At 68.6% G+C, this 25,180-nt stretch carries 24 protein-coding genes; 13 read left to right on the forward strand and 11 right to left on the reverse strand.

Going from position 1 to position 25,180, the window contains the following annotated elements; genetic code table 11:
• Nucleotides 1-15: 15 nt before the first annotated feature.
• From OHB23_RS11450 to OHB23_RS11465, 4 genes are all read right to left on the reverse strand, one after another.
• The gene (locus tag OHB23_RS11450) at nt 16-1,773 is read right to left on the reverse strand and encodes a GTP-binding protein (protein WP_328809565.1); all 1,758 of its coding nucleotides are present in this window, start codon (nt 1,771-1,773) and stop codon (nt 16-18) included.
• Nucleotides 1,773-2,699, reverse strand: a complete 927-nt coding sequence (gene cysD / locus OHB23_RS11455; RefSeq protein ID WP_222630395.1) for a sulfate adenylyltransferase subunit CysD — start codon at nt 2,697-2,699, stop codon at nt 1,773-1,775. Before cysD ends, OHB23_RS11450 begins: the two co-directional genes overlap by 1 nt.
• Nucleotides 2,696-3,427: a phosphoadenylyl-sulfate reductase gene (locus tag OHB23_RS11460; RefSeq protein WP_027505713.1), complete on the reverse strand. Its 732-nt coding sequence runs from the start codon at nt 3,425-3,427 to the stop codon at nt 2,696-2,698. Before OHB23_RS11460 ends, cysD begins: the two co-directional genes overlap by 4 nt.
• 70 nt (nt 3,428-3,497) lie before the next feature.
• The gene (locus OHB23_RS11465) at nt 3,498-5,198 is read right to left on the reverse strand and encodes a nitrite/sulfite reductase (protein WP_328809566.1); all 1,701 of its coding nucleotides are present in this window, start codon (nt 5,196-5,198) and stop codon (nt 3,498-3,500) included.
• 298 nt (nt 5,199-5,496) lie between these two features.
• On the opposite strand from OHB23_RS11465, the gene hemW reads away from it, so the two are divergent.
• A complete protein-coding gene (gene hemW, locus OHB23_RS11470; protein ID WP_328811629.1) occupies nt 5,497-6,672 on the forward strand; it encodes a radical SAM family heme chaperone HemW in 1,176 nt (391 codons plus the stop codon).
• Between the two features lie 127 nt (nt 6,673-6,799).
• Here the strand turns inward: hemW and OHB23_RS11475 are convergent, their stop codons facing one another.
• On the reverse strand, nt 6,800-7,105 hold the full coding sequence (locus tag OHB23_RS11475) for a type II toxin-antitoxin system VapB family antitoxin (protein WP_027505715.1): 306 nt from the start codon (nt 7,103-7,105) through the stop codon (nt 6,800-6,802).
• A gap of 107 nt (nt 7,106-7,212) precedes the next feature.
• On the opposite strand from OHB23_RS11475, the gene hrcA reads away from it, so the two are divergent.
• From hrcA to era, 7 genes are all read left to right on the forward strand, one after another.
• Entirely contained in the window at nt 7,213-8,256 is a 1,044-nt protein-coding gene (gene hrcA, locus OHB23_RS11480; protein ID WP_328809567.1) for a heat-inducible transcriptional repressor HrcA, read from the forward strand.
• Nucleotides 8,257-8,329: 73 nt separating this feature from the next.
• Complete coding sequence (gene dnaJ / locus OHB23_RS11485; RefSeq protein WP_328811630.1) at nt 8,330-9,481, forward strand: molecular chaperone DnaJ; 1,152 nt, start codon at nt 8,330-8,332, stop codon at nt 9,479-9,481.
• Nucleotides 9,482-9,499: 18 nt separating this feature from the next.
• Complete coding sequence (locus tag OHB23_RS11490) at nt 9,500-10,261, forward strand: 16S rRNA (uracil(1498)-N(3))-methyltransferase (RefSeq protein ID WP_027505718.1); 762 nt, start codon at nt 9,500-9,502, stop codon at nt 10,259-10,261.
• 340 nt (nt 10,262-10,601) lie between these two features.
• Nucleotides 10,602-11,621, forward strand: coding sequence for a PhoH family protein (locus OHB23_RS11495; protein WP_056446329.1), 1,020 nt, complete (start codon nt 10,602-10,604; stop codon nt 11,619-11,621).
• A gap of 52 nt (nt 11,622-11,673) precedes the next feature.
• On the forward strand, nt 11,674-12,237 hold the full coding sequence (gene ybeY, locus OHB23_RS11500) for an rRNA maturation RNase YbeY (protein ID WP_027505720.1): 564 nt from the start codon (nt 11,674-11,676) through the stop codon (nt 12,235-12,237).
• Entirely contained in the window at nt 12,234-13,571 is a 1,338-nt protein-coding gene (locus tag OHB23_RS11505; RefSeq protein ID WP_056445784.1) for a hemolysin family protein, read from the forward strand. Before ybeY ends, OHB23_RS11505 begins: the two co-directional genes overlap by 4 nt.
• On the forward strand, nt 13,558-14,466 hold the full coding sequence (gene era / locus OHB23_RS11510) for a GTPase Era (protein WP_027505722.1): 909 nt from the start codon (nt 13,558-13,560) through the stop codon (nt 14,464-14,466). Before OHB23_RS11505 ends, era begins: the two co-directional genes overlap by 14 nt.
• Nucleotides 14,467-14,521: 55 nt before the next feature.
• On the opposite strand, the gene OHB23_RS11515 is transcribed toward era, so the two are convergent.
• Entirely contained in the window at nt 14,522-16,891 is a 2,370-nt protein-coding gene (locus tag OHB23_RS11515) for an FdhF/YdeP family oxidoreductase (protein WP_328809568.1), read from the reverse strand.
• A 139-nt stretch (nt 16,892-17,030) separates the two neighbouring features.
• On the opposite strand from OHB23_RS11515, the gene OHB23_RS11520 reads away from it, so the two are divergent.
• From OHB23_RS11520 to OHB23_RS11535, 4 genes are read left to right on the forward strand one after another with little or no spacing between them, the layout of a single operon-like run.
• On the forward strand, nt 17,031-17,531 hold the full coding sequence (locus OHB23_RS11520) for an SRPBCC family protein (RefSeq protein WP_328809569.1): 501 nt from the start codon (nt 17,031-17,033) through the stop codon (nt 17,529-17,531).
• A gap of 58 nt (nt 17,532-17,589) precedes the next feature.
• On the forward strand, nt 17,590-18,423 hold the full coding sequence (recO, locus tag OHB23_RS11525; RefSeq protein WP_442972980.1) for a DNA repair protein RecO: 834 nt from the start codon (nt 17,590-17,592) through the stop codon (nt 18,421-18,423).
• Nucleotides 18,374-19,180 carry an isoprenyl transferase gene (locus OHB23_RS11530; RefSeq protein ID WP_027505726.1) on the forward strand — a complete coding sequence of 269 codons (807 nt, stop codon included), beginning with the start codon at nt 18,374-18,376 and terminating at the stop codon, nt 19,178-19,180. Before recO ends, OHB23_RS11530 begins: the two co-directional genes overlap by 50 nt.
• Complete coding sequence (locus OHB23_RS11535) at nt 19,177-19,581, forward strand: hypothetical protein (protein WP_027505727.1); 405 nt, start codon at nt 19,177-19,179, stop codon at nt 19,579-19,581. The genes OHB23_RS11530 and OHB23_RS11535 overlap by 4 nt, the downstream gene beginning before the upstream one ends.
• Before the next feature lies 1 nt (nt 19,582).
• Here OHB23_RS11535 and OHB23_RS11540 read toward each other — a convergent pair whose 3' ends face one another.
• Complete coding sequence (locus OHB23_RS11540) at nt 19,583-19,987, reverse strand: Fur family transcriptional regulator (RefSeq protein ID WP_328809570.1); 405 nt, start codon at nt 19,985-19,987, stop codon at nt 19,583-19,585.
• Nucleotides 19,984-20,331, reverse strand: coding sequence for an ArsR/SmtB family transcription factor (locus OHB23_RS11545; protein ID WP_027505729.1), 348 nt, complete (start codon nt 20,329-20,331; stop codon nt 19,984-19,986). The genes OHB23_RS11540 and OHB23_RS11545 overlap by 4 nt, the downstream gene beginning before the upstream one ends.
• Nucleotides 20,332-20,533: 202 nt before the next feature.
• On the opposite strand from OHB23_RS11545, the gene OHB23_RS11550 reads away from it, so the two are divergent.
• Nucleotides 20,534-21,919 (forward strand): glycine--tRNA ligase, encoded by a 1,386-nt coding sequence (locus OHB23_RS11550; protein ID WP_027505730.1) that lies wholly within the window; start codon nt 20,534-20,536, stop codon nt 21,917-21,919.
• A gap of 3 nt (nt 21,920-21,922) precedes the next feature.
• Here OHB23_RS11550 and OHB23_RS11555 read toward each other — a convergent pair whose 3' ends face one another.
• The 3 genes from OHB23_RS11555 to OHB23_RS11565 all read right to left on the reverse strand — a co-directional run bounded on the left by OHB23_RS11555 (nt 21,923) and on the right by OHB23_RS11565 (nt 25,067).
• Nucleotides 21,923-22,354 (reverse strand): SRPBCC family protein, encoded by a 432-nt coding sequence (locus OHB23_RS11555; protein ID WP_027505731.1) that lies wholly within the window; start codon nt 22,352-22,354, stop codon nt 21,923-21,925.
• A 69-nt stretch (nt 22,355-22,423) separates the two neighbouring features.
• The gene (locus OHB23_RS11560) at nt 22,424-22,957 is read right to left on the reverse strand and encodes a hypothetical protein (RefSeq protein ID WP_328809571.1); all 534 of its coding nucleotides are present in this window, start codon (nt 22,955-22,957) and stop codon (nt 22,424-22,426) included.
• Between the two features lie 88 nt (nt 22,958-23,045).
• Nucleotides 23,046-25,067 (reverse strand): TPM domain-containing protein, encoded by a 2,022-nt coding sequence (locus OHB23_RS11565; protein WP_222630414.1) that lies wholly within the window; start codon nt 25,065-25,067, stop codon nt 23,046-23,048.
• Nucleotides 25,068-25,180 lie beyond the last annotated feature (113 nt).

The following is a 25,180-nucleotide window of genomic DNA, read 5'->3' on the forward strand; positions in this document are numbered from 1 at the left end:
GGGGGCGTCTCTTCCTTACGCGTTCGATGCGCGCAGCACGGCTGCCGCGACCTCGGCCGGCGTCGCGGTGTCGTCGGCATCGACGTGGTGATCGGTGACCGGGATCCCGGCCGCAGCGATCTCGACTCGCGCGGCAGCGAGATCCTCGCCGTCCGCCGACGAGATGGGCACGATCGCGACCACTCCGGCATCCGCGAACAACCGGGCCAACCGGGCGAGTTGCACCGTCGCGGCGCGGGTTCCGGCTGCGGCGTCGATGTCGAGGACTCCGCGGACGTTGTCACCGCCGACGATGTAGGCGGTGCGACCGGAGGCGGTCAGTGCGTCCTCGAGCGCGACGGCGACGGCGGCCTTGTGCGAGGACGGGTGGCCGGTGAGCCAGATCGTCGCACCGTGCTGACCGGTACGGCGGACACGCTCGTCGCGGGTGATCGACGACGGAACCCAGGACGGGGTGTCCGAGCGGTCGAGCACCGCGCGGGACCCCTCGATGATGCCCGCGGCCACGGTGTCGTTCGTGTGCTCGTCCAGCAGGATGAACGCACCGGAGTCGCGGTTGTCCGCGTAGTCGTCGGTCACGATCACCGCACTGGTTCGCAGTGTCACCCGCGCGATGTCGTTGAGCGACAGGTTCTCCGAGCCGGGATGCTCGTCGAGCGTCTCCGGATCGAGTCGCGAGTGGATGCGCTGCACCGTCGCGCGCACCGTGGTGGTGGTGTGCTTGATCGCCAGTCGGTCGCCGACACCGAGAGGTGCCTCCGCCAGCCAGCACACGGTGGCATCGAATTCCCGTGCGAGCGTGGGCAGGTGGGCGTCGGGCTCGCCACTGACCAGGACGTCGCCGCGGGCGACGTCGATGTCGTCGGCCAGTTCGACGGAGACGCTGAGCGGAGCCACGGCGACGTCGCGGGCGTTGTCCAGTGTGTCGAGTGCCGTGACCACACTGCGCGATCCGGACGGCAGCGCGACGATCGAGTCGCCGATCTGCACGGTGCCGGCGGACAGCCGGCCGGTGTACCGACGGCGTTCGCCGTCGGTGGGGCGAGAGACCCACTGCACGGGCAACCGCAGCTCCGTGGCGACCGGTGCGGGAGCGACCAGGTCGATGCTCTCGAGGTGATCGAGCAGAGTGGGGCCCGTGTACCAGGGCATGGTCGAGGACGGCCGAACGACGTTGTCGCCCAGCTTCGCCGCGATCGGGATGACCAGGATCTCCGTGCCGAGGCGGGCACCGAGGTCGGCGAGCTCGCGCTCGACGTCACGGAAGCGGGACTCGTCGAAGTCGATGAGATCCATCTTGTTGACGGTCGCCACCAGGCGGTCGACACCCACGAGCGTCGCGATCCGGGCGTGACGACGCGTCTGCCGCAACACGCCGGCGCGGGCGTCCACGAGCAGGATGGCGACGTTCGCGTTGGAGGCTCCCGTAAACATGTTGCGCGTGTAGCGCTCGTGTCCCGGGGTGTCTGCGAGGACGTAGCTGCGACTCGGCGTGGAGAAGAAGCGGTAGGCGACATCGATGGTGATGCCCTGCTCGCGCTCGGCACGCAGACCGTCCGACAGGGCGGCGAGGTCGGCCACGCCCTCCTCGTCGGTCACGGCGTCGAGGTGATCGAGCGGAAGACTGTCCGTGTCGTGCAGCAGCCGCCCGATGAGGGTGGACTTGCCGTCGTCGACGGAGCCGGCTGTGGCGATGCGCAGCAGCTGACGCGGGGCGGTGGGAGCCGGGGACACCGGAACGTCCGACACCGGAAGCGGATTGGTGATGGTCATCAGAAGTACCCCTCGCGCTTGCGATCTTCCATCGCGGCTGTGGACGTGCGGTCGTCGGCGCGGGTCTCGCCGCGCTCGGACACGGTGGCCGCGGAGATCTCCGTGATCACCCCGGCGATGTCGGTGGCGTGCGAGCGCACGGCGCCGGTGATGGTGAGGTCGCCCACCGTGCGGTAGCGCACCATCTCGACGGCAGCGGTCTCGTGCTCGGTCGGGGAGGTGAACTCCGAGGTGGCGAGCAGGATGCCGTCGCGCTCGAACACCTCGCGCTCGTGGGCGAAGTAGATGGACGGCAGTTCGAGCTGCTCGAGCTCGATGTACCGCCAGATGTCCAGCTCGGTCCAGTTGCTCAGCGGGAACACGCGGACCTGCTCACCGCGCTTGATGCGGCCGTTGTACAGCGACCACGGCTCGGGGCGTTGGGCCCGCGGATCCCACTGGCCGAACTCGTCGCGGAAGCTCAGCACACGCTCCTTGGCGCGCGCACGCTCCTCGTCGCGCCGCGCACCACCGAAGGCGGCGTCGAACTTGTTCTCCTCCAACGCGTCCAGCAACGTCCGGGTCTGGAGACGGTTGCGTGAGCCGGAGGACCCGCCGACCTCGCGGACGCGACCGGAGTCGATCGACTCCTGGACGGACGCGACGACGAGGCGATGGCCGCCCTCCTCGAGTCGTCGGTCGCGGAACTCGATGACCTCGGGGAAGTTGTGTCCGGTGTCGACGTGCATCACCGGGAAGGGAACGGGGGAGGGGCGGAACGCCTTCTCCGCCAGGCGGAGCAGGACGATGGAGTCCTTGCCCGCCGAGAACAGCAGTACGGGTCGTTCGAGCTCGGCCACCACCTCGCGGATGATGTGCACGGACTCGGCCTCGAGTGCCCGGAGCTCGTCGACGTGGGTGACGTCCACGCTCGTGGCGGCTGTCATCGGGTTCCTTCCTCGGTCGAGTGCAGTCCGCACTCGGTCTTGGTGCTGCCGGCCCAGCGACCGCTGCGCGGGTCCGCTCCGGGAGCGGGCTTGGCCGTGCACGGTGCGCACCCGATCGACGGGTAGCCCTCGTCGACGAGCGGGTTCACGAGGATGCCGTGCTCGTCGATGTAGGACTGCATCTCGTCGTCGGACCACGCCGCGATCGGGTTGATCTTCACCAGGCCGAACGCCTCGTCGAAGGAGATCAGCGGCGAGTTGGCGCGCGTGGGTGCCTCGACGCGGCGGATGCCGGTGACCCAGGCGCTGTAGTTCGCCAGCTCACGCTTCAGCGGCACGACCTTGCGCAGTGCACAGCAGCGTGCGGGATCGCGGGCGAAGAGATCCTTGCCCTCGAGCCTGTCCTGCTCGGCCACCGACACGGTCGTCTTCGCGTCGATGACGTTGACCCCGTAGACCGACTCGACGGCGTCACGAGTACCGATGGTCTCGGCGAAGTGGTAGCCGGTCTCCAGGAAGAGCACGTCGACACCCGGATGCACCTGCGCGGCCAGATGGACCAGCGCGCCGTCCTGCATGTTCGACGCGACGATGTAGTCGTCGCCGAAGGTGTCCTCGGTCCAGCGCATGAGCTCGTCCGCCGAGGCGCCGTCCATCTCCCGCGCACCCCGCTCGGCGATGGCGCGGAGCTCGGACTCGGTCAGGTGGCGATGGGTGGCGACGCTCATGAGACAACCTTTCGCGGGCGGACGGTCCAGGAGACAACGCGAGGGCGGGACACGCGATTCCCGTGCTCGCTCACTGCAGATCCGCGTCGTCGGCGCGTACGGCCCACTGCGCGAACCGCTCGCCCTCGTCGCGCTGCTTGACGAAGTTGCGGACGATACGGTCGATGTAGTCGCCCAGCTCGGCGCTGGTGACCTTGTGCTGGCGCAACTTCCGGCCGAAGGCACTGTCGAAGCCGAGGCTTCCACCGAGATGGACCTGGAAGCCCTCCACCTGTCCGCCGTCACCGTCGTCCACCAGTTGACCCTTGAACCCGATGTCGGCGACCTGCGAACGAGCGCACGAGTTGGGGCAGCCGTTGATGTTCACGGTGATGGGGACGTCGAGCTGCGCATTGACGTCGGCCAGCCGCTGCTCGAGTTCGGGGACGAGCACCTGCGAACGCTTGCGGGTCTCGGCGAAGGACAGCTTGCAGAACTCGATGCCGCTGCACGCCATCAGGTTCTTGCGCCAGATGGACGGCCGCGCCGGCAGACCCAGTGCGTCCATCTCGGCGATGAAGTCCTCGAGCTTCTCGTCGGAGATGTCCAGGACGATGAGCTTCTGGTACGGGGTGAACCGGATGCGATCCGACCCCGCCCGCGCGGCCGCGTCGGCGACCTTCGTCAGGATGGTGCCGGAGACGCGGCCCGCGATGGGGGCGAGTCCGACGGCGTTGAGGCCGTTCTTCAGCTTCTGGACCCCGACGTGGTCGACGGGCCGGGTCGGCTTCTCGGGGGCGGGGCCGTCGAGCAGCGGCCGCTTCAGGTACTCGGTCTCGAGCACTTCCCGGAACTTCTCCACGCCCCAGTCCTTGACCAGGAACTTCAGCCGCGCCTTGTTGCGCAGACGCCGGTACCCGTAGTCACGGAAGATAGAGACGACGCCTTCCCACACGTCGGCGACCTCGTGCAGCGGCACCCAGACCCCGAGCCGCTGCGCGAGCATGGGATTGGTGGACAGACCGCCGCCGACCCAGACGTCGAGGCCGGGACCGTGCTCGGGATGGTTCACCCCGATGAAGGCGATGTCGTTGACCTCGTGGACCACGTCCTGCTGGCCGGAGATCGCGGTCTTGAACTTGCGGGGGAGGTTCGAGTACTCCGGCCGGCCGATGTAGCGCTCGACGATCTCGTCGATGGCGGGCGTGGGATCGAGGACCTCGTCGAGCGACTCGCCGGCGAGCGGGGAACCCAGCACGACGCGCGGGCAGTCGCCGCACGCCTCGGTGGTCTTCAGACCGACCGACTCGATGCGGCGCCAGATCTCGGGGACGTTCTCCACCTCGATCCAGTGGTACTGCACGTTCTCCCGGTCGGACAGATCGGCGGTGTCGCGGCCGAACTCCTGCGAGATCTCACCCAGAGTGCGCAACTGCAACGCGCTGAGTGCGCCGGCATCGCAGCGGATGCGCATCATGAAGTACTTCGCTTCGAGCAGATCGATGTTCTCGTCGCCCGTGAAGGTGCCGTCGTAGCCCTGCTCGCGCTGGGTGTAGAGCCCCCACCAGCGGAAGCGCCCGCGCAGATCGGCCTTGTCGATGCTGTCGAAACCCTGCTTGGAGTAGATGTTCTCGATCCGCGCGCGGACGTTGAGCGGGTTGTCGTCCTTCTTGCTCTGTTCGTTCGCGTTGAGCGGTTCCCGGTAGCCGAGTGCCCACTGGCCCTCGGACCTCCGCTTGGCGGGACGGGTCGACCGTGCGCGCGGCGCAGCGGTGTCGGGGGTGTTCGTCATGGGCGCTCCAAGGTCGGGCGCCGAACAGGAAGGGGTGTCTCGGAGGGCTGGTCCGCACACCTCGTCCCTGACCGGCCGGGGGGTGTGCGGGCTGGCGGGAGGGTCAGACGAGCGGCCTCAGACAGCTGCAGACGCGTGCGAGATCGACGTGGCGCCGAGCCACGAGCATGATCTCCACGACTGTCATGAGCCCCATTCTGCCACGACGCGGGTGCCTCCCCCGACCAGGGCGTCGACGAGGAGGGAGGAGGACACTGGTCCGGTGATCCCCGTTCCACTCGCTCCTCCCGCTGTCGGTGTGCTCGCACCCGACTCGTTCGTCGATCGTCCGGCCGCGCCGTTCGGCCTCTACCTCCATGTGCCGTTCTGCGCGACGCGCTGCGGTTACTGCGACTTCAACACCTACACCGCCGGGGAGCTCGGAACGTCGGCGTCACCGCAGTCCTGGCTCGACGGAGTGCGCCGCGAGCTCGATCTCGCCGCGGCGACGTTCGCGCGGGAGTCGGGCAGCGTGCCCAGCGTCGACACCGTGTTCGTGGGCGGCGGAACGCCGTCGCTGCTCGGCGCCGACGGCCTCGCCGATCTTCTCGGTGCCGCGCGCTCGTCCTTCACGTTCTCGGCCGATGCCGAGGTGACGACGGAGTCGAATCCCGAGTCGACGTCGCCGGCCTTCTTCGACGGAATCCGCGCGGCCGGCTACACGCGCGTGTCGTTGGGCATGCAGTCGGCGGCACCGCACGTGCTCGCGATCCTCGACCGCACCCACACCCCGGGACGCGCCGGGGACGCGGCACGGGAAGCGGCGGCGGCCGGGTTCGACCACGTGAACCTCGACCTCATCTACGGAACGCCGGGAGAGAGTGACGACGACCTCGATGCGTCGTTGACGGCGGTGCTCGACGCCGGTGTCGACCACGTGTCCGCGTACGCGCTCATCGTCGAGGACGGGACGGCCCTGGCGAGACGGGTGCGCCGGGGCGAGCTCCCGGCTCCGGACGACGACGTGCTGGCGTCGCGCTACGAGCGGATCGACGCGCGTCTCGGCGCGGCCGGCTTCGGGTGGTACGAGGTGTCCAACTGGGCGCGGGGCGACGGTGCGGAGTGCCGGCACAACCTGGGGTACTGGGACGGCGGTGACTGGTGGGGCATCGGTCCCGGCGCACACAGCCACGTGAACGGGACGCGGTTCTGGAACGTCAAGCATCCGGCGCGATACGCGGAGACGCTGGCGAACGGGGCGCTGCCGATCGCGGACAGCGAATCTCTCACGAGCGACGAGCAACACATGGAACGTGTCTTGTTGACCGCGCGGCTGCGGGCGGGAATGGCCGCGGGTGACCTGTCAGCGGACGAGGTGGCCCGTGCGGACTCGATCGCGTCCGACGGACTGCTCGTCCGTCTGGGCGATCGGTACGTCCTCACCGACCGTGGGCGGTTGCTCGCCGACGGGGTCGTGCGCGACATTCTCGAGTGAGTGCCGCTCAGGAGAAGTAGGCGAATGCCGAGGTCACCAGTTCGATCAGATCGACTCTGCCTGCGAAGAGGTCTGTGAAGAAGGTCTGCCAGCCTGTCCATGGGTCCATACGGACAACCTATCGACTTCAGGCCCCGATCGCGTCGTAATCGAACACCCGCGCGTGCAGGACGACACGGTTTCGCAGCGCAGCCCGCACCGCCCGGTGCAGGCCGTCCTCGAGGTACACGACGCCGTGGTAATGCACGGCATGGGGAAACAGGTCCCCGTAGAACGTGCTGTCCTCGGACAGCAGACGGTCGAGTTCGAGCACCTTCGTGGTGGTCACGATCTCGTCGAGGCGCAGCTGACGTGGCGGAATCTTGGACCAGTCGCGGAGCGACAGACCGTGCTCCGGATACGGCTTGCCGTCGCGCACTCCCTTGAAGATCACACCGGTCACAGTAGTGACTCGGGCGAGCGGAATGGGGCACCCGCGCGTCGCCGACTAGAATCGGCTGGTCCCGCACAGCCACCGGTCCCGAGCGTAGGAGGGTTGCGATGTCGAGTACGGAGGATCGACGTTTCGAGGTCCTGCGTGCCCTGGTCGCCGACTATGTCGCGACGCAGGAGCCCATCGGATCGAAAGCACTGGTCGATCGACACAATCTGGGAGTGTCCAGCGCTACCGTGCGCAACGACATGGCCGTGCTGGAGGCCGAGGGCTACATCACGCAGCCGCACACCAGCTCGGGTCGTATCCCCACAGACAAGGGCTACCGGCAGTTCGTCGACCGCATCGCCGACGTCAAGCCGCTCTCTTCGGCGGAGCGACGGGCGATCCTGCAGTTCCTCGACACCGGCGTCGACCTGGACGACGTGCTGCGGCGCGGTGTTCGCCTGCTCGCCCAGCTGACCCGTCAGGTCGCCGTCGTGCAGTACCCGACCCTGTCCGCGTCGTCGGTCCGCCATCTCGAGGTGGTGGCCCTGACGCCGGCGCGACTGTTGCTGGTGCTCATCACCGACTCCGGCCGCGTCGATCAGCGCATCGTCGAACTCGGCGACGTCATCGACGACGAGGACCTCTCGCGTCTGCGGTCGCTGCTCGGCGGCGCGCTGGAGGGCAAGCGTCTCGCCCTGGCGTCGGCCGCGGTGGCCGAACTCGCCGAGACGGCGCCCGAGGATCTGCGCGACGCCGTGGTGCGCTCGTCGACCGTGCTGGTCGAGACGCTCGTCGAACACCCGGAGGAGCGGCTCGTGCTCGGGGGGACCGCCAACCTGACGCGCAACGCCGCCGACTTCGCCGCGCTCAGTGGGTTCCCGGGGTCGTTGCGCTCCGTGCTCGAGGCGCTGGAGGAACAGGTCGTGGTGCTCAAGCTCATCGCGGCGACCCAGGACACCGGCCGAGTGACCGTCCGGATCGGCGAGGAGACCATGGCCCCGGAGATGCGGGGCACCTCGGTGGTCTCCACCGGCTACGGCTCGGCGGGCAACGTGCTGGGCGGTATGGGTGTGCTCGGCCCCACTCGCATGGACTACCCGGGAACGATCGCGTCGGTCGCGGCTGTTGCTCGATACATCGGAGAGGTGCTGGCCGAACGATGACGGCCGGTGCACTCACCTGCCCCACCCGAACTTTTCCCGACCCACCTTCCACCAAGAGGATATGAGTACACACGTGGCACGCGACTATTACGGAACTCTGGGCGTCGACAACAAGGCGTCGGACCAGGAGATCAAGCGCGCGTATCGCAAACTCGCGCGTGAGTTCCACCCCGACGTCAACCCCGACGAGTCGGCCCAGGCCCGCTTCAAGGACATCAGCTCCGCGTACGAGGTGCTGTCCGATCCCGAGAAGCGACGCATCGTCGATCTCGGTGGCGATCCGCTCGAGAGTGGCGGCGGAGGCGGAGCAGGCGGCTTCGGCGGTGCCGGCTTCGGCGGCGGACTGGGCGACGTGTTCGAGGCGTTCTTCGGCGGCAACGGCGGCGGCACCCGCGGACCCCGCGGTCGCGTCCAGCCCGGCTCGGACTCGCTGCTGCGCACCACGCTGACGCTGGAGGAGTGCGCCACCGGCGTCACCAAGCACATCGCCGTCGAGACGGCCGTGCTGTGCGACGTGTGCACCGGTTCCGGGACCAACGGCGACTCGACGCCGGTCCGCTGTGAGACGTGCAACGGTGCCGGCGAGGTCCAGTCGGTCCAGCGGTCGTTCCTCGGACAGGTCATGACGGCGCGTCCGTGCCCCACCTGCTGCGGCGCGGGCGAGACGATCCCCGATCCCTGCCGCAAGTGTGGCGGCGACGGGCGCGTGCGTGCCCGCCGCGAACTGGCCGTGAAGGTGCCGGCCGGTGTCGGCAGCGGGATGCGCATCCGCCTCGCGGCGCAGGGCGAGGTCGGCCCCGGCGGCGGTCCCGCCGGTGACGTGTACGCCGAGGTGGTCGAGAAGTCGCACGACGTGTTCGTCCGCGACGGCGACGATCTGCACTGCACCATCCGCGTGCCGATGGCGGACGCCGCCCTGGGCACGTCCGTCAGCGTCGACGCGATTCTCGACGGTCCCACGACGATCACCGTCGACCCCGGCACGCAGCCCGGCTCGGTGCAGGTCCTGCGCGGTCACGGCATGCCCAAGCTGCGCAGCGGTGTCCGCGGCGATCTGCACGCGCACCTCGAGGTGGTCGTCCCGGCCCGCCTGGACTCCACGGAGACCAAGTTGCTGCAGCAACTGCGCACTCACCGCGAACGCGACAACGCCGAGGTGGTCACCACCGCATCGCAGCACACCGGGGGACTGTTCTCCCGTCTGCGCGACGCCTTCAGTCGCTGATCGGGCGGGGGACCACTGGTGGCGGCGACCGTCTACTTCCTCGATCCGCTGCCGTCTCCGGGGGAGTCGGGCGCGTTGGACGGGGCCGAAGGTCGGCACGCGGCCACGGTGCGCCGGACGACCGTCGGTGAGCGGCTGGTGCTGTCGGACGGCCGCGGCTCGCTCGCGGCCGTCGAGGTCACCGGCGTCGAGAAGGCCCGGCTCTCGTTCACGGTGCTCTCCGTCACCACCGCGGAGCCGCCCCGGCCCACGGTGACCGTGATCCAGGCGCTCCCGAAGTCGGAGCGCTCGGAACTGGCCGTCGAGACGGCGACCGAGGCGGGTGCGGACGCGATCGTGCCGTGGCAGTCGCTGCGCTGCGTGTCGCGATGGGACGGCCCGAAGGCCGTCAAAGGTGTCGCGAAGTGGCGGAACGCTGCCTCCGCGGCCGCCAAGCAGGCGCGGCGTGCCTTCGTTCCCGACGTCGCCGACCTGCACGACACTCGGATGGTGCGCAGCCTGGTCGAGGGCGTCGTCGCACGTGGGGGCATCGTGGTCGCGCTGCACGAGGCTGCGCCCGGGGCCTTCGCGGACCTCCCGTTCCGCGGCGCACCCGAGGTGGTGCTCGTCGTCGGACCCGAGGGCGGGCTCGACGACACGGAGATCGACATGCTCGTCGGTGCCGGCGCGACGCCCGCGCTCCTGGGGCCGACCGTCCTGCGGACATCGACCGCGGCGGCCGTGGCGTTGGGCGCGCTCGGCGTCCTGACCGATCGCTGGGACGGCGCGCCCCCTGCTTGATCTGCGGCGCGGGCCGCTGGTGCACGTGCTCCGGTTTCCGCAACCCGCTCCTGTCGCGACCGGAGCAGGTTGTTGCAACCGGAGCACCTGGCGCCGCCCGGCCCGTGTGCGGGAAGGGGCAGCTACGAGGGTTGCGCGCGACATACTGGAATGCGCTTCTCGGGGGAGACGTTAAAGTGGTGAGAGGTTCCCGTCGCGGCGAACCGAGTATCGAAACCCGAGAGAAGGCCATAGCCACCACGTGAGTGACAACATCCCTTTCGTCGGCACCAGAGGTGACGATGCGCAGGACACCACTCGTGCGTCCCGCGCGCAGAAGCGGCAGTCCTCACGCCCGGTTCTGACCGAGGCGCGTGTGACCGAGTCCATCGAACTCGACCCCGCCGTGATGTTCCCTCTGCTCGGGTCCGCCGACGGTAACCTCCGGGCGCTCGAGCAGGTGCTCTCCGCCGAGATCCACGTACGCGGCAACGTCGTCACGTTCGAGGGGGCACCGTCCGACATCGCCGTCGGCAAGCGGGTGCTCACCGAGCTCGCCGCCGTCGTGGTCGCCGGCGGACCGGTCACTCCGGACGCGGTGCGGCGCACCGTCGCGATGCTCAGCCGCGGCGTGAGCGAGTCTCCCGCCGAGGTCCTGAGCCTGGACATCCTGTCCCGACGAGGCAAGACCATCCGGCCCAAGACGCTGAACCAGAAGCGCTACGTCGACGCGATCGACGCCAACACCATCGTGTTCGGCGTGGGTCCCGCCGGAACGGGCAAGACCTACCTGGCCATGGCCAAGGCGGTGCAGGCTCTGCAGGCGAAGCAGGTCAGCCGCATCATCCTCACGCGCCCGGCCGTCGAGGCGGGGGAGCGACTCGGGTTCCTCCCCGGCACACTGCACGACAAGATCGATCCGTACCTGCGTCCGCTCCACGACGCGTTGCACGACATGATGGACGTCGAAGCCATCCCGAAGCTCATGCAGGCGGGCATCATCGAGGTCGCACCGCTGGCCTACATGCGTGGCCGCACGCTGAACGACGCGTTCATCATCCTCGACGAGGCGCAGAACACCACGGCCGAGCAGATGAAGATGTTCCTGACCCGCCTCGGCTTCAACTCGAAGATCGTCGTCACCGGTGACATCACCCAGGTGGATCTCCCCGGGGGATCGCGTTCGGGACTGCGTGCCGCCACCGAGATCCTGGTGGACATCGACGACATCCACTTCGCCAAGCTCGACAGCAGCGACGTGGTCCGGCACCGACTGGTCTCCGACATCGTCGACGCCTACGACCGTTTCGACGCCGCGGACGCCAAGTCCGCCAACCGCGCTGCGCGTCGCAGTGGCGGTCCCCGCGCCGCGCACCACTGATGTGGGCGTGCACGGGCACGGGGGCGTCGCCGCGCACTAGTACGGTGTTCGCATGAGCATCGAGGTCTCCAACGAATCCGGGATGGACGTCGGAGAAGAGGATCTGATCGCGGTCGCGCGCTACGCCATCGCGCAGATGGACGTGCACCCGGCAGCCGAGCTGTCCATGGTCCTCGTCGACTCCGCCACCATGGCCGATCTCCACATGCGCTGGATGGACCTGCCGGGTCCCACCGACGTGATGTCGTTCCCGATGGACGAGCTCGAGCCGGGCGGTCGCCCGGACTCACCGGACCCGGGTCCGTCGATGCTCGGAGACATCGTGCTGTGCCCGTCGTTCGCGGCGGACCAGGCCGAGAAGGCCGGGCACCCGCTCGAGCACGAACTCGCACTCCTCACCGTGCACGGTGTGCTGCACCTCCTCGGCTACGACCACGCGGAGCCGGACGAGGAGAAGGAGATGTTCGGCCTGCAGAACAGCATCCTCGAGGACTGGTACGAGAGTCTGCGCCAGGCCGAGCGCGACGCTCTGTCGGCTGCGCGGGACGCGAAACTGTTGGGCAGCACCGGCTTCGCGAATCCCCGGACCGATGCCGGTGGTGAGTCGACCCGGTGACCAGCGCTCCGGCACTGATCGTGCTCGCGGTTGTCCTCGTCCCTCTCGGTGGCCTCTTCGCTGCCATCGACTCCGCCGTCAACACCGTCTCCTCAGCACGCGTCGAGGAGATGGTGAAGGAATCTCGGGGCGGGGCGAGCGAACTGCTCCGCATCCTCGAGGACCGTCCGCGGTACGTCAATCTGATGGTGCTGCTGCGCATCCTGTGCGAGATCGGGTCCACGGTTCTGCTCGCCGGAGCGTTGCTGGACCTGCTCGCGCCGGCGCAGGCGCTGGCCATCGCCGCCGGCGTCATGGTGGTGGTCGACTACGTCGTCATCGGCGTGGGGCCCCGCACACTCGGCCGCCAGCACGCGTACTCCATCTCGCTGGGGTCGTCCTACCCGCTGCGCGCCATCGGCATCCTGCTGGGCCCGGTGAGCCGGTTGCTCATTCTCGTCGGCAATGCGATCACGCCCGGCCGCGGCTTCCGCAACGGTCCCTTCGCCTCCGAGATCGAACTGCGGGAACTCGTCGACATGGCGCAGGAGCGCGGCGTGGTCGCCGACGACGAGCGCCGCATGATCCAGTCCGTGTTCGAGCTCGGCGACACCTCCGCACGCGAGGTGATGGTGCCGCGCACCGAGATGGTGTGGATCGAGCGTGACAAGTCCGCCGGACAGGCGACCACCCTCGCCGTGCGGAGCGGGCATTCGCGGATCCCGGTGATCGGCGAGAACGTCGACGACATCCTCGGCGTCGTCTATCTCAAGGACCTCGTGCAACAGACGTACACGTCGTCCGACGGTGGCCGCAGCGTGCGTGTCGACGAGGTCATGCGTCCCGCGGTGTTCGTCCCGGACTCCAAGCCGCTGGACAGCCTGCTGGCCGAGATGCAGAGGGACCGCAAGCACATGGCCGTCCTGGTGGACGAGTACGGCGGTGTCGCCGGCCTCGTCACCATCGAGGACGTGCTCGAGGAGATCGTCGGCGAGATCGCGGACGAGTACGACACCGACGAGGTGGCCCCGATCGAGGAACTCGAGGACGGCCGCTTCCGGGTGTCGTCCCGGCTCCCTCTCGAGGATCTCGGCGAACTGTTCGACATCGAGATCGACAACGACGAGGTGGACACCGTCGGCGGCCTGCTGTCCTACGAGATCGGGCGCGTCCCGCTGCCGGGCGCCCGTGTCGAGGCACACGGGTTGATCCTGGTGGCCGAGGGCGGCTCCGATGCGCGCGGACGAGTGCGTGTGAGCACCGTGACCGCCGAGAAGCTTCCCGAACCGGACGCCGACGACGAGGACTCCGAGTCGTCGGACGAGAGAGACGAGATCGACCATGACCGAGACTGACGATTTCCACTCCGGGTTCGTGTGCTTCGTCGGACGGCCCAACACCGGCAAGTCCACCCTGACGAATGCCCTGGTGGGGGCCAAGATCGCCATCACGTCCTCCCGGCCCCAGACCACACGCCACACCATTCGGGGCATCGTGCACCGGGACCACGCGCAGCTGATCCTCGTGGACACCCCGGGCCTGCACCGGCCGAGGACCCTGCTCGGGCAGCGTCTCAACGACCTGGTGCGCGACACCTACTCGGAGGTCGACGCCATCGGTCTCTGCATCCCGGCGGACGAGAAGATCGGTCCCGGCGATCGCTGGATCCTGGAGCAGGTCCGCCACAACGCGGGCAGGACAGCGCTGGTCGGTCTGGTGACCAAGATCGACAAGGTCTCCAAGCAGCGCGTCATGGAGCAGCTGATCGCCGTCTCCAACCTGCTCGGTCCCGACTGCGAGGTGGTCCCCGTGTCCGCCGCGTCCGGCGAGCAGGTGGAGGTCGTCGTCGACGTCTTCGCGAAGGTGCTGCCGCCCGGGCCTGCGTTCTACCCCGACGGTGAGCTGACGGACGAGCCGGAGGAGACCCTCATGGCCGAGTTGATCCGGGAGGCAGCGCTCGAGGGAGTGCACGACGAGCTCCCGCACTCCCTCGCCGTGGTCATCGAGGAGGTCGGGCCCCGCGAGGGGTCGGACACGATGCTGGACGTGCACGCCATTCTCTACGTCGAACGTCAGTCGCAGAAGGCGATCGTCATCGGCAAGGGTGGGGCTCGACTGCGCGACGTGGGCACCGCGGCTCGCGGTCAGATCGAGAAGCTGCTCGGTACCCGCATCTACCTCGACCTCCGCGTCAAGGTGGCCAAGGACTGGCAGCGCGATCCCAAGCAGATGGGCAAGCTGGGCTTCTGACCCCGCGCTACCGTGCCGCGATCGAATCGTCGCGACACGGTAGCCGGGTCCAGGTTCAGGAGAGGTGCTCAGGCTCCGTCTGGGTCTTGTGGTGCTCGTCGGAGCGCATGGCGTCCTGGCCGCCGTGCCCCACTCCCGGGCTGCCGGCCCTGGCCGGACTCAACGAGACGACGATCGACTTCGACGTGGGGCAGTTGCTGTCGGTCGCCGACGAGTCCAACGGAACCAGCGGGTTGGTCTCCGGGTAGTAGGCGGCCGCGGACCCCTTGGGCGTCTGGTACTCGACGATCCGGAAGTTCTCGGCGACGCGCACCACGTCGTCGTCGTCCCACTTGGTGGTGATGTCGACGAAGTCGCCGTCCTTCATGCCGAGTTCCGCGATGTCGCCGCGGTTGACGAACACGACGCGGCGGCCGCCCTCGATTCCCCGGTACCGGTCGCTGAGTCCGTAGATCGTGGTGTTGAACTGATCATGGCTCCGGAACGTCTGCAGCAGAAGATGTTTCGGCGGCACCTGCAGAGCCTCGATGGGCGAGACGAAGAACTCGGCGAGGCCGGACTCCGTCTGGAAGGTCCGCGAGTCCCGCGGCGGGTGGGGGAGGACGAAGCCTCCGGGGCGCCGAGCGTTGACCTCGTAGCCCTCGCATCCCGGAACCACCCGCGAGATGTGCTGACGGATGGTGCGGTAGTCGTCGCGCATGCCCTTCCAGTCGAGACCGTAGCGGTCGCCGATCGTGGCCTCCGCGATCTGCGTGATGATCTCGACCTCGGACTTGACGTGCCGGCTCGGCGGATCGAGCGGACCGCGGGAGGAGTGCACCGAGCACGTCGAGTCCTCGACGCTGATCCACTGCGGCCCGCTGGCCTGGATGTCCTTCTCGGTGCGGCCCTTGGTCGGCAGGATCAGCGCCACGTCCCCGGTGACGAGGTGCGAGCGGTTGATCTTCGTCGAGATGTGCACCGTCATGTTCGTCTTGCGCATGGCATCGAAGGTGACGGTGCTGTCCGGCGTGGCCTGGGCGAAGTTGCCGCCTAGACCGAGGAAGAACTTCACCTTGCCGTCGCGCATCCCGCGGATCGAGTCGATCGTGTCGAGACCGTTCTCGCGGGGCGGATCGAAGCCGAACTCGCTCTCGAGTGCGTCGAGGAAGTGCTTCGGTACCCGCTCCCAGATGCCCATGGTGCGGTCGCCCTGAACGTTCGAGTGACCGCGCACGGGCAGCACACCCGCGTTCGGCTTGCCGATGTTGCCCTGAGCGAACGCGAGGTTGGTGATCTCCTTGACGGTGTTCACGGCGTTGCGGTGCTGCGTGATGCCCATGGCCCAGCAGAAGACGGTGGCCTTCGAGTCGCGCAGGAGCTTCGCTGCGTCTGTGATCTGGGCTCGGGAGAGACCGGTGACCGTCTCCACCTCGTCCCAGTCGACCGCCGAGACGTGCTGCTTCCACAGATCGAAGTTGTTGGTGTACTTCTCGATGAACTCGTGATCGAGGGCGTCCCACTCGACCAGCAGCTTGCCGATGGCCTGGAAGAGCGCCAGGTCGCCGTTGATGCGGATCGGCAGGTGCATGTCCTCGAGATCGGTGCCGGGTCCCACCATGCCGCGCGGGGTCTGCGGATTCTTGAAGTTGATGAGGCCGGCCTCGCGCAACGGGTTGATCGCCAGAATCTTGGCGCCGTTCTGCTTGGCCTTCTCCAGCGCGGACAGCATGCGCGGGTGGTTGGTGCCCGGGTTCTGTCCGGCCAGGATGATGAGGTCCGCGCCGTACACGTCGTCGAGCACGACGCTGGCCTTGCCGATGCCCATCGACTCCTGCAGGGCGAACGACGTGGACTCGTGACACATGTTGGAACAGTCCGGCAGGTTGTTGGTGCCGTATGCGCGAACGAAGAGCTGGTACACGAACGCGGACTCGTTCGACGCGCGGCCCGACGTGTAGAACGTGGCCTCGTTCGGGTGCAGCGAGCGCAGCTCCTCGCCGATGAGGTCGAAAGCCTCGTCCCACCCGATCGCCTCGTAGTGGGTGCCGCCCGACCGCTTGACCATCGGGTGCGTGATTCGTCCCTGCTGACCGAGCCAGTGCTCACTGTGCGAGTCGAGGTCGGCGATGCTGTGGCGCGCGAAGAACTCCGGGGTGGCGCGGCGCTTGTCGGCTTCCTCGGCGACGGCCTTCGCGCCGTTCTCGCAGAACTCCGCGGCGTGACGGTGACCCGGATCCGGATCGGGCCACGCGCAGCTCATGCAGTCGAAGCCCTCGGCCTGGTTCAGGTCGAGCAGGGTCCGTGCGGTCCGCACCGGGCCCATGCGCTCGAGCGAGCGCTTCATCGAGACGGCGACGGCGGTCGGACCGGCGGCATGCGTCTTCGGCTTCTCGATCGACAGGTCGGCCTCGTCGTAGTCCCGAGAGTCGTGTGTGCGTGTCATCGATCCGTCACTCCTTCATGTCGCGCGTGCCCCTCTGGTCGAGGGTAGTGCGCGGCGCCGACACGACCGGTCGGACGACGCGCTTCCACTCCTGTCTACCCGCGCCGACGATTCCGTACCCGTCGCCTAGCGTGAGGCCATGACGAGAACTCGCACCGTGTCCGATCACGTCGACGTCGCGGCATCGCCCGACGAGGTCTACGCCCTGGTCAGCGACCCGACACAGACGCATCGGTGGAGCCCCGAGAACACGGGAGCGGTGGTGGACGAGCCGCGCCGTGGAGGTACCTACGAGGGCATGACGTTCGTCGGCCGCAACAAGCGCGGCCGGGCGACGTGGAGCACGCGGTGCGTGGTGACGGCCGCCGAGCCTGCACGGCGATTCGCGTTCCGGGTGGAGGTCATCGGACCCGGCAAGCCGATCGTCCGCGCACGGAACGCGAGCTGGGAGTACACCTTCGCACCCGTGGACGGCGGCACCCGCGTCACCGAGACGTGGACGGACGATCGGCCGTGGCCCGACGCGGTGGCCGCGTTGTTCGACAAGGTGGCCACCGGGGGCAGTTCCTTCTCGTCCTTCCAGCGCCGCAACATCGCGCGGACGCTGGCGAATCTGCAGGCCGAGCTCGGCGCTCCCTGACCTCGCCCGGTCGTCCTGCGTGGGACAATGACATGGTGCCGGCGAGCAGAGGTGGAGTGTGAGGTCGTATCGCGATCATGCCGTCGTCCTGCGCCAACACAAGCTCGGTGAGGCCGACCGCATCGTCACGCTCCTCACCCGCCGCCACGGACTGGTGCGCGCAGTGGCGAAGGGCGTGCGCCGCACGACGTCGAAGTTCGGCGCCCGGCTCGAGCCGTTCGCCTACATCGACGTGCAGCTGTATCCCGGTCGCAACCTCGACATCGTGACCCAGGTACAGACCGTCGAGTCGTTCGCGTCCGACATCGTCGCCGACTACGGCCGCTACACCACCGGGTGCGCCGTCCTCGAGACCTCCGAGCGACTGGCGGGTGAGGAGCATGCTCCGGCGCCTCGTCTGCATCACCTGACCGTCGGCGCGCTGCGCACCCTGGCCTCCGGGGCTCGCGACTCGGAACTGGTGCTGGACGCGTTCCTGCTGCGGGCGATGAACTTCGCCGGGTGGGCTCCGTCGCTGGACGAGTGCGTGACGTGCGCTGCGCCCGGTCCGCATCGCGCGTTCCACGTCTCCGCCGGGGGAGCGGTGTGCACCCACTGTCGCCCCGCCGGGTCCAGCACACCCTCGGTGGGTGTGCTCGACCTGATGTCGGCCCTGCAGAGCGGCGACTGGGCGGGTACCGAGGCGTCGACCGACTCGATGCGCGTGCAGGCGAGCGGTCTGGTGGCCGCGCACCTGCAGTGGCATCTCGAACGGCAACTCCGCACCCTCCCGTTCGTCGAACGCAGCGGCGGGTCCGGGACCGCCGGGTCCGCACCCGCCGGAGAAACTCCGGTCGGGCAGGATGAGACCCGTGATCCGTCGAAGTCCACGCGAGCAGCCCACCCGGCGTGAGGTCCGCGCGCCCGATCCGCACCCGTCCGGTGCCCGCGCGCCGATCCTGCAGCCGGAGCTGATTCCCCGCCACGTGGCGCTCGTCATGGACGGCAACGGACGCTGGGCGCAGGATCGCGGACTGCCCCGCACCGCCGGTCACGAGCGCGGCGAGGCCGTCCTCATGGACACGGTCTGCGGATGCATCGACATCGGCGTGCGGTGGCTGTCCGCCTACGCGTTCTCGACGGAGAACTGGCGCCGCAGCCCGGACGAGGTGAAGTTCCTCATGGGCTTCAACCGCGACGTCATCCGCCGCCGCCGCGACGAGATGCACGAGATGGGGGTGCGCGTCCGCTGGGCGGGGCGCCGACCTCGTCTGTGGCGCAGCGTCATCAACGAACTCGAGACGGCCGAAGAGCTCACGAAGGACAACACCGTCATGACGCTGACGATGTGCGTCAACTATGGCGGCCGCGCCGAGATCGTGGACGCAGCCCGCGAGATCGCCCGTCGCGCAGCAGCCGGACAGCTCGATCCCGACAAGATCTCCGAGGCGTCCTTCGCGAAGTACCTCGACGAACCGGACATGCCCGACGTGGACCTCTTCCTGCGGCCGTCCGGCGAGCAGCGCACGTCCAATTTCCTGATCTGGCAGTCCGCCTACGCGGAGATGGTGTTCCAGGAGAAGCTCTTTCCCGATTTCGATCGCCGCGACCTGTGGGCCGCGTGCGTCGAGTACGCCTCGCGTGACCGCAGATTCGGTGGTGTGAAATGACGGAGCAGGACATCGTGGCGGCCCTGCAGGACCGTGCCCGGCTGGCACTCGGACAGTTCGCGGACGTGTCCGTGGGCGACGACGGATCGCTCGGGTTCAGCTACGCGGGCGCACTCTGCTCGCTGCGTGCGGTCGCTCTGAGTCCGGGACTCGAGGTGCTCGCTCTGACGGCCGTGCTGGCCTGGGACCGTCCGTCGTCGGGAACGCTGCGGGCGCGAGTGGCGGTGCGCAACAGCGAGTCCCAGTTCGGCTCGATCTCGCTCACGACGCACGGGTCGCAGGCCGACGTCGTGATGCGCTACACGTTCCCGGCGTCGGGTCTCGACGACGAACCACTCATGACGATGCTCGTCCTGGTGCTCTCGGGTGTGGAGAAGGCGCGCGTCGGCCTGGTGCCGTGACTCATCGCGCGGCGCACTCGCTGCAGGTGCCGAAGATCTCGGCGGTGTGGCTGACGTCGCTGAAACCGTGCTTCGACGCCACCGACTTGGTCCAGCGCTCCACGGCGGCACCTTCCACCTCGACGGTGAAGCCGCAGACGCGGCACACCAGATGGTGGTGGTGACCGTCGGAGCACCGGCGGTAGACGGACTCACCGGAATCGGTCCGCAGGACGTCGATGGTGCCGGCGTCCGCGAGGGCCTGCAGGGTGCGGTAGACGGTGGTGAGGCCGATACCGTCGCCACGCTTGCGCAGTTCGTCGTGCAGCTCCTGCGCCGACCGGAACTCGTCGACGGTCTCCAGCAGTTCGGAGATGGCGCTGCGCTGCTTGGTCGAGCGCACACCGATGGTGCGGGGAGCGGTCACGAGTGGTTCTCCTCCTGAGCGTGGGCGACGGCGTCGACGACGATGTGGGCGAGGTGGTCGTCCACCAGGCGGTACAGGACCTCGCGTCCGGCACGCTCACCGCGGACGACGCCCGCGGCCTTGAGGACACGCAGGTGCTGGCTGATGAGGGGCTGCGTGACGCCCAGCGCACCGACCAGCTCGTGCACGCACCGTTCCGACTCGCGCAGTTGCAGCACGATCGCGATGCGCACCGGAGCAGCGAGTGCACGCAGCAGGTCGCCTGCGCCGCCCAGCACGTCCTTGGACGGCAGCGGAACGGGGCTCGGAGCCGCGGGAGGGACCACCGTGTCGTCGATGCTCATGAAGGTCCTCCTGCGCTGTCGGGTGGCGCTTAATGGAAACAGTAACCACTTTCGACATCTACTCTGATATGCGCGGACGTGCATGTCAACTCACCGGTGCTCGAACACCGGGACGTCGCCGGATAGTCTGATGTGTCGCGAGCAGAGGGACACCCCCTCGCTCGGCAGTACTACCGACCACCCGAGATGGAGAGCTGGCCCCGTGGCACCGAAGTCCAAGATCGATACCGTCGCCAACCTGGCCAAACGCCGGGGACTCGTCTATCAGTGTGGCGAGATCTACGGCGGAACCAAGTCGGCCTGGGATTACGGCCCCCTCGGCGTGGAGCTGAAGGACAACATCAAGAAGCAGTGGTGGCGCAACATGATCACCAGCCGCGAGGACACGGTGGGTCTCGACTCGTCCGTCATCCTGCCGCGCGAGGTGTGGGAAGCGTCCGGCCACGTCGAGACGTTCTCCGATCCGCTGGTCGAGTCGCTCCACACCCACAAGCGCTACCGCGCCGATCACCTTCTCGAAGCGTACGAGGAGAAGCACGGCCACCCGCCGGAGAACGGACTCGCCGACATCCGTGATCCCGAGACCGGCGAGCCCGGTTCCTGGACGGAGCCGCGCGCGTTCTCCGGACTGCTCAAGACGTTCCTCGGACCTGTCGACGACGAGGCAGGCCTGCACTACCTCCGCCCCGAGACGGCGCAGGGCATCTTCGTCAACTTCGCCAACGTGCTCACCACGTCGCGCAAGAAGCCGCCGTTCGGCATCGGCCAGATCGGCAAGAGCTTCCGCAACGAGATCACGCCCGGCAACTTCATCTTCCGCACCCGCGAGTTCGAGCAGATGGAGATGGAGTTCTTCGTCAAGCCCGGCGAGGACGAGCAGTGGCACCAGTACTGGATCGACTACCGCATGAAGTGGTACACCGATCTGGGCATCGACCCGGAGAACCTGCGCCTGTACGAGCACGCGCAGGAGAAGCTGTCGCACTACTCCAAGCGCACCGTGGACATCGAGTACCGCTTCGAGTTCCAGGGCAGCGCGTGGGGCGAGCTCGAGGGCGTCGCCAACCGCACCGACTTCGATCTGTCGACGCACTCGAAGCACTCCGGCACCGACCTGAGCTTCTACGACCAGGCCAACGACGAGCGCTACACCCCGTACGTCATCGAACCTGCTGCGGGACTGACGCGTTCGCTCATGGCGTTCCTCGTCGACGCGTACCACGAGGACGAGGCGCCCAATGCGAAGGGCGGCGTGGACAAGCGGACGGTGCTGCGACTCGATCGTCGTCTGGCGCCGGTCAAGGCCGCCGTGCTCCCGCTGAGCCGCAACGCCGACCTGACGCCCAAGGCCAAGGACCTTGCGGCGACTCTGCGACAGAACTGGAACGTCGAGTTCGACGACGCCGGCGCCATCGGTCGCCGCTACCGTCGCCAGGACGAGATCGGCACCCCGTTCTGCATCACGGTCGACTTCGACACGCTGGACGACCATGCGGTCACCATCCGCGAGCGCGACAGCATGGCACAGGAACGGATCGCCCTCGATCAGGTCGAGGGCTACCTCGCCACCCGTCTGCTGGGCTGCTGACCGCTACTTCTGCAGAGCAGCGGTCATCTGCTCCTCGGTCTCTTTCCCGACCCGCTCGAAGGCGATGCCGGCGAGCGGGTCGGCCAGTTTCGCAAGGCCGTTGAACTCGATGTTCGCGTGATAGGTGATCTCGGTGGAGGTCGGGCCGGCCTCGTTCAGCGTGATGTCGTCGGTGCTCGTAGCCGTCTTGTTCGTGCCCTTCAGGACGATGTGGCCGGGCTCGTCGACCTCGAGACGGTAGGTCAGCTCGGTCGAGATGCCGTACAGCTTCGACGTGTTGTTCCATTCCGTGCCGACGGCGACCGGTCCGGGCGTGGACTGCGTGCACTCCACGGTGCCCGGATCCCATTCGGTGGCGTTCGCGAAGTCGCGCAGGTACGCGGCCACGTCCGCCCGTGATCGGGTGACGGTGAAGGTGCGGGTGACATCGACCATGGGTGGGGCTCCTGATGCTAGGTGGGTGACTCCAGAGTGCCCGTTCGCGCGCAGTACTGAAACACCACGTCAGCGGACACAGGAGTGCTGCTGGTACTCCACCAACTGGCGCTGCACCGACACGGGTACCGGGATGCGGGTGTAGACCGGCACACCGTCACCCACTGCGATCCACGCGGGGAACACGAAGGGCTTCCTGGCGTCCGCGATGACATGCGGTTCGCAGGACGCCGTCGACAGCGTGACCGCGACGATGTCGGCGAGTTCGGCGGCGGCACATTCTTCGGCGTGGATTCGGTTCAGGGTGTCGTTCTGCGACGCGAGCGGCACCTCGACCGCGATGTCGTCACTCGTCTCGACGACCGCTGTCGCCGGTTCCGCTCCGACATCGCACAGCGCTGTTCCGTACGGCACGGTGACGTCGATGCGGGAACCGCGGTCGAGCGTGATCTCGCGAGGTGTCGCGTCGACCGTCTCGAAGCCGGGAGAACGCAGTGCGACCGACCGGACGGTGACCGGCTGCTCCGACGCGCCGGTGAGCGTCACCTGAAGCTGTCCGCCCACCGCGTCGTCGTCGCGGCTCCGGTAGGCGGATGCGCTCACGGGGGCACGGACCTCCGGCGGCGGCGGTGCGCAGCCGACGAGGAGCGTCAGGGCAAGGGCGCTCGCCGCGACCCGGGCGGTCACCGGCTCAGAAACGTCCGCCGGACGAGCGTCCGATGCGTCCCGAGCTGCCGGAGCCACCGAACGAGCGCGGGCCGCCGCCGAATCCGCCGTAGCCACCGCCGCGACGGTTCCCGTACGAGCGGCCCCCGGAGAAGCCGCCGCGCAGCACGCTGTCGATGAGCACGCCGGTGAGGATGCCGCCCGCCGAGGACGAGCCGCCGTACCCACCGCTGTGCCGAGGACGCTGTGTCGCCTCCCAGTCGGCGACGTCCGCCTGAGCGAGGTGCGACGCCTGCGCGGCGAGGGACAGGGCGGCCGCGGCGTGCTGCAGAGCGCGTGGCGCGTCCGTGGCACCCAGCTGCTGGGCGGCTTGGACGTGCCGTTCGGCCTCGGCGAGCCGCGTGCGTGCCTGGACCTTCACCGCGCCGCTGCGGGCGCCGATGTACTCGCTCGCGGCACGCACCTGTGCCTGCGCCGACGCGAGGTCCCGGTCCAGTCGAGCGCGGGCATGGTCGTCCTGTTCCTTGCTCTGTGTGGCGACGGCGAGTGCGGAGTCGAGTTGCGCGTCGGCCGCGACGAGGGCGTTCATACTGCCCAGCGGATCCTGCGTGCCGCGGGTCCGTGCCCGACCCAACGCCTCGGCGACGGCGGCCCGTGCCGCGGCGAGTCGGTCTCCGCCGTGCGAGGCGAGGCGGTCCGCCGACGCGATGTCGGCTTCCGCGTCGGCCATCGCCGCGTCGAGCCCGGAGCGCGCGGCCTCGATGTCGGCGTCGGCGTGCTCGACGGCGTCGAGCAGCGATCGGGCGCGCGACAGCGCACTCTCCGCGGTGCGCACCGCGGCCACCACCGGTCCCTGGTGACCCACCGGTTGCGCGGCGGCATCACGCCCCTCGTCGATGCTCGCGTCGGCGAGCTCGAGCTGTTCCTTCGCCAGGTCGACGTTGTTCGCCACCGGCGCGAGGACGGAGCTGTCGTACCGCCCCGCGAGGCTCGTCAGGGTCGCTGCCGCCGCGTCCAGCCGCGCCGTCTGCTCCACCTGCCCGCGCGTGAGCGCGTCGAGACGGGAGTCCGCGTCGATCAACAGGTTCCGGATCTCGTCGAACTCGGCGACCTTCTCGTCGAGGTGCCGGTCCGCGTCACTGCACGAGGTGATGATCGACAGGAGCATCTGGCGCCGCTCGTCGGGCGACTCGGGGATCGCGTCGTCCAGACGCTGCCTCGTCTCGAACGCGGCCGCGAGCGCGCGGCGGGCGCCGTCGAGAGCCTCGACGAACGGGCGAGCCGCGGCCTGTCCCAGTTCGCCGACGGCAGTGGACAACTCGTCAGCACTGGCCCGGATCGCCTCGTCGGTCTCCACCAGCAGAGCGCGGGAACGCTCGTCCAGGACGTCGAGCGGGAGAGCGGCGAAGGCCGCGGGGTCACTGCCGTCCAACTGCTCGGCGGCCTCCAGTGCATCGGCTCGCCGCCGCCGTGCGCGCAGCCGAGTGAAGGCGAAGGCGCCCAGTACGAGGACGAGGATCACGCCGACGGCGACCCAGAGACCTGCCGATCCCGAGCCGGTGGTCGACGCCGCCTTGCCCAGGCCGGTGGCTGCCGCCGTCGCCGCGCCCGCCCAGTTCTCCTCGCGCAGCGCCGGTTCGATCGAGGCCTGCTCGAGTTCGGAGATCTCCGAGTCCGAGATGCTCGACAGCGCCTGGGGAACGTTCAGGACGTACGAGCGGGCCTGCGTCGCGACCGCCATGAGCACATCACGGTCCCCGAAGTCGCTGGTGGACGCCGTGCGCTCACCCCACGAGGTGGCAGCCTGGCCCGAGAAGTCGTCGACGAAGACCACCCAGAGCCGGAAGCCCTGCTCGTCGTAGAGGGTGTCGACGGCGGACTGCACCTCGGACACCTCACCGGCATCGAGTGCGCCGGCCTGATCGGTGACCTGCTCGGGCACTCGGAACGGTTCCTCGGCGGAGGCGGGCACGCCCACACCGACCACGGCGAGGACGAACAGGATCGCGGTGGTGGCGGCACGCAGGAGCACTCGGACCCGGGTCATGGTGGGAACCTACCGGGAGCGTGGCCGAACGGTGCGAACGAGGACGAGAGACCCGTGACAACTGTCATGCCGCGGTCGTGACGCACGAACGAGGGTTCGTCCCTCGCATCGGA

Origin of the sequence: Rhodococcus sp. NBC_00294, assembly GCF_036163995.1 — a bacterium.
Lineage (GTDB): Bacteria > Actinomycetota > Actinomycetes > Mycobacteriales > Mycobacteriaceae > Rhodococcoides.

Coding starts and splice junctions, on each gene's coding strand:
- OHB23_RS11450 (WP_328809565.1), bottom strand. CDS start 1,773: ATGACCATCACCAATCCGCTTCCGGTGTCGGACGTTCCGGTGTCCCCG.
- cysD (WP_222630395.1), bottom strand. CDS start 2,699: ATGACAGCCGCCACGAGCGTGGACGTCACCCACGTCGACGAGCTCCGG.
- OHB23_RS11460 (WP_027505713.1), bottom strand. CDS start 3,427: ATGAGCGTCGCCACCCATCGCCACCTGACCGAGTCCGAGCTCCGCGCC.
- OHB23_RS11465 (WP_328809566.1), bottom strand. CDS start 5,198: ATGACGAACACCCCCGACACCGCTGCGCCGCGCGCACGGTCGACCCGT.
- hrcA (WP_328809567.1), top strand. CDS start 7,213: ATGTCGAGTACGGAGGATCGACGTTTCGAGGTCCTGCGTGCCCTGGTC.
- ybeY (WP_027505720.1), top strand. CDS start 11,674: ATGAGCATCGAGGTCTCCAACGAATCCGGGATGGACGTCGGAGAAGAG.
- era (WP_027505722.1), top strand. CDS start 13,558: ATGACCGAGACTGACGATTTCCACTCCGGGTTCGTGTGCTTCGTCGGA.
- OHB23_RS11515 (WP_328809568.1), bottom strand. CDS start 16,891: ATGACACGCACACACGACTCTCGGGACTACGACGAGGCCGACCTGTCG.
- OHB23_RS11520 (WP_328809569.1), top strand. CDS start 17,031: ATGACGAGAACTCGCACCGTGTCCGATCACGTCGACGTCGCGGCATCG.
- OHB23_RS11530 (WP_027505726.1), top strand. CDS start 18,374: ATGAGACCCGTGATCCGTCGAAGTCCACGCGAGCAGCCCACCCGGCGT.
- OHB23_RS11535 (WP_027505727.1), top strand. CDS start 19,177: ATGACGGAGCAGGACATCGTGGCGGCCCTGCAGGACCGTGCCCGGCTG.
- OHB23_RS11545 (WP_027505729.1), bottom strand. CDS start 20,331: ATGAGCATCGACGACACGGTGGTCCCTCCCGCGGCTCCGAGCCCCGTT.
- OHB23_RS11555 (WP_027505731.1), bottom strand. CDS start 22,354: ATGGTCGATGTCACCCGCACCTTCACCGTCACCCGATCACGGGCGGAC.
- OHB23_RS11565 (WP_222630414.1), bottom strand. CDS start 25,067: ATGACCCGGGTCCGAGTGCTCCTGCGTGCCGCCACCACCGCGATCCTG.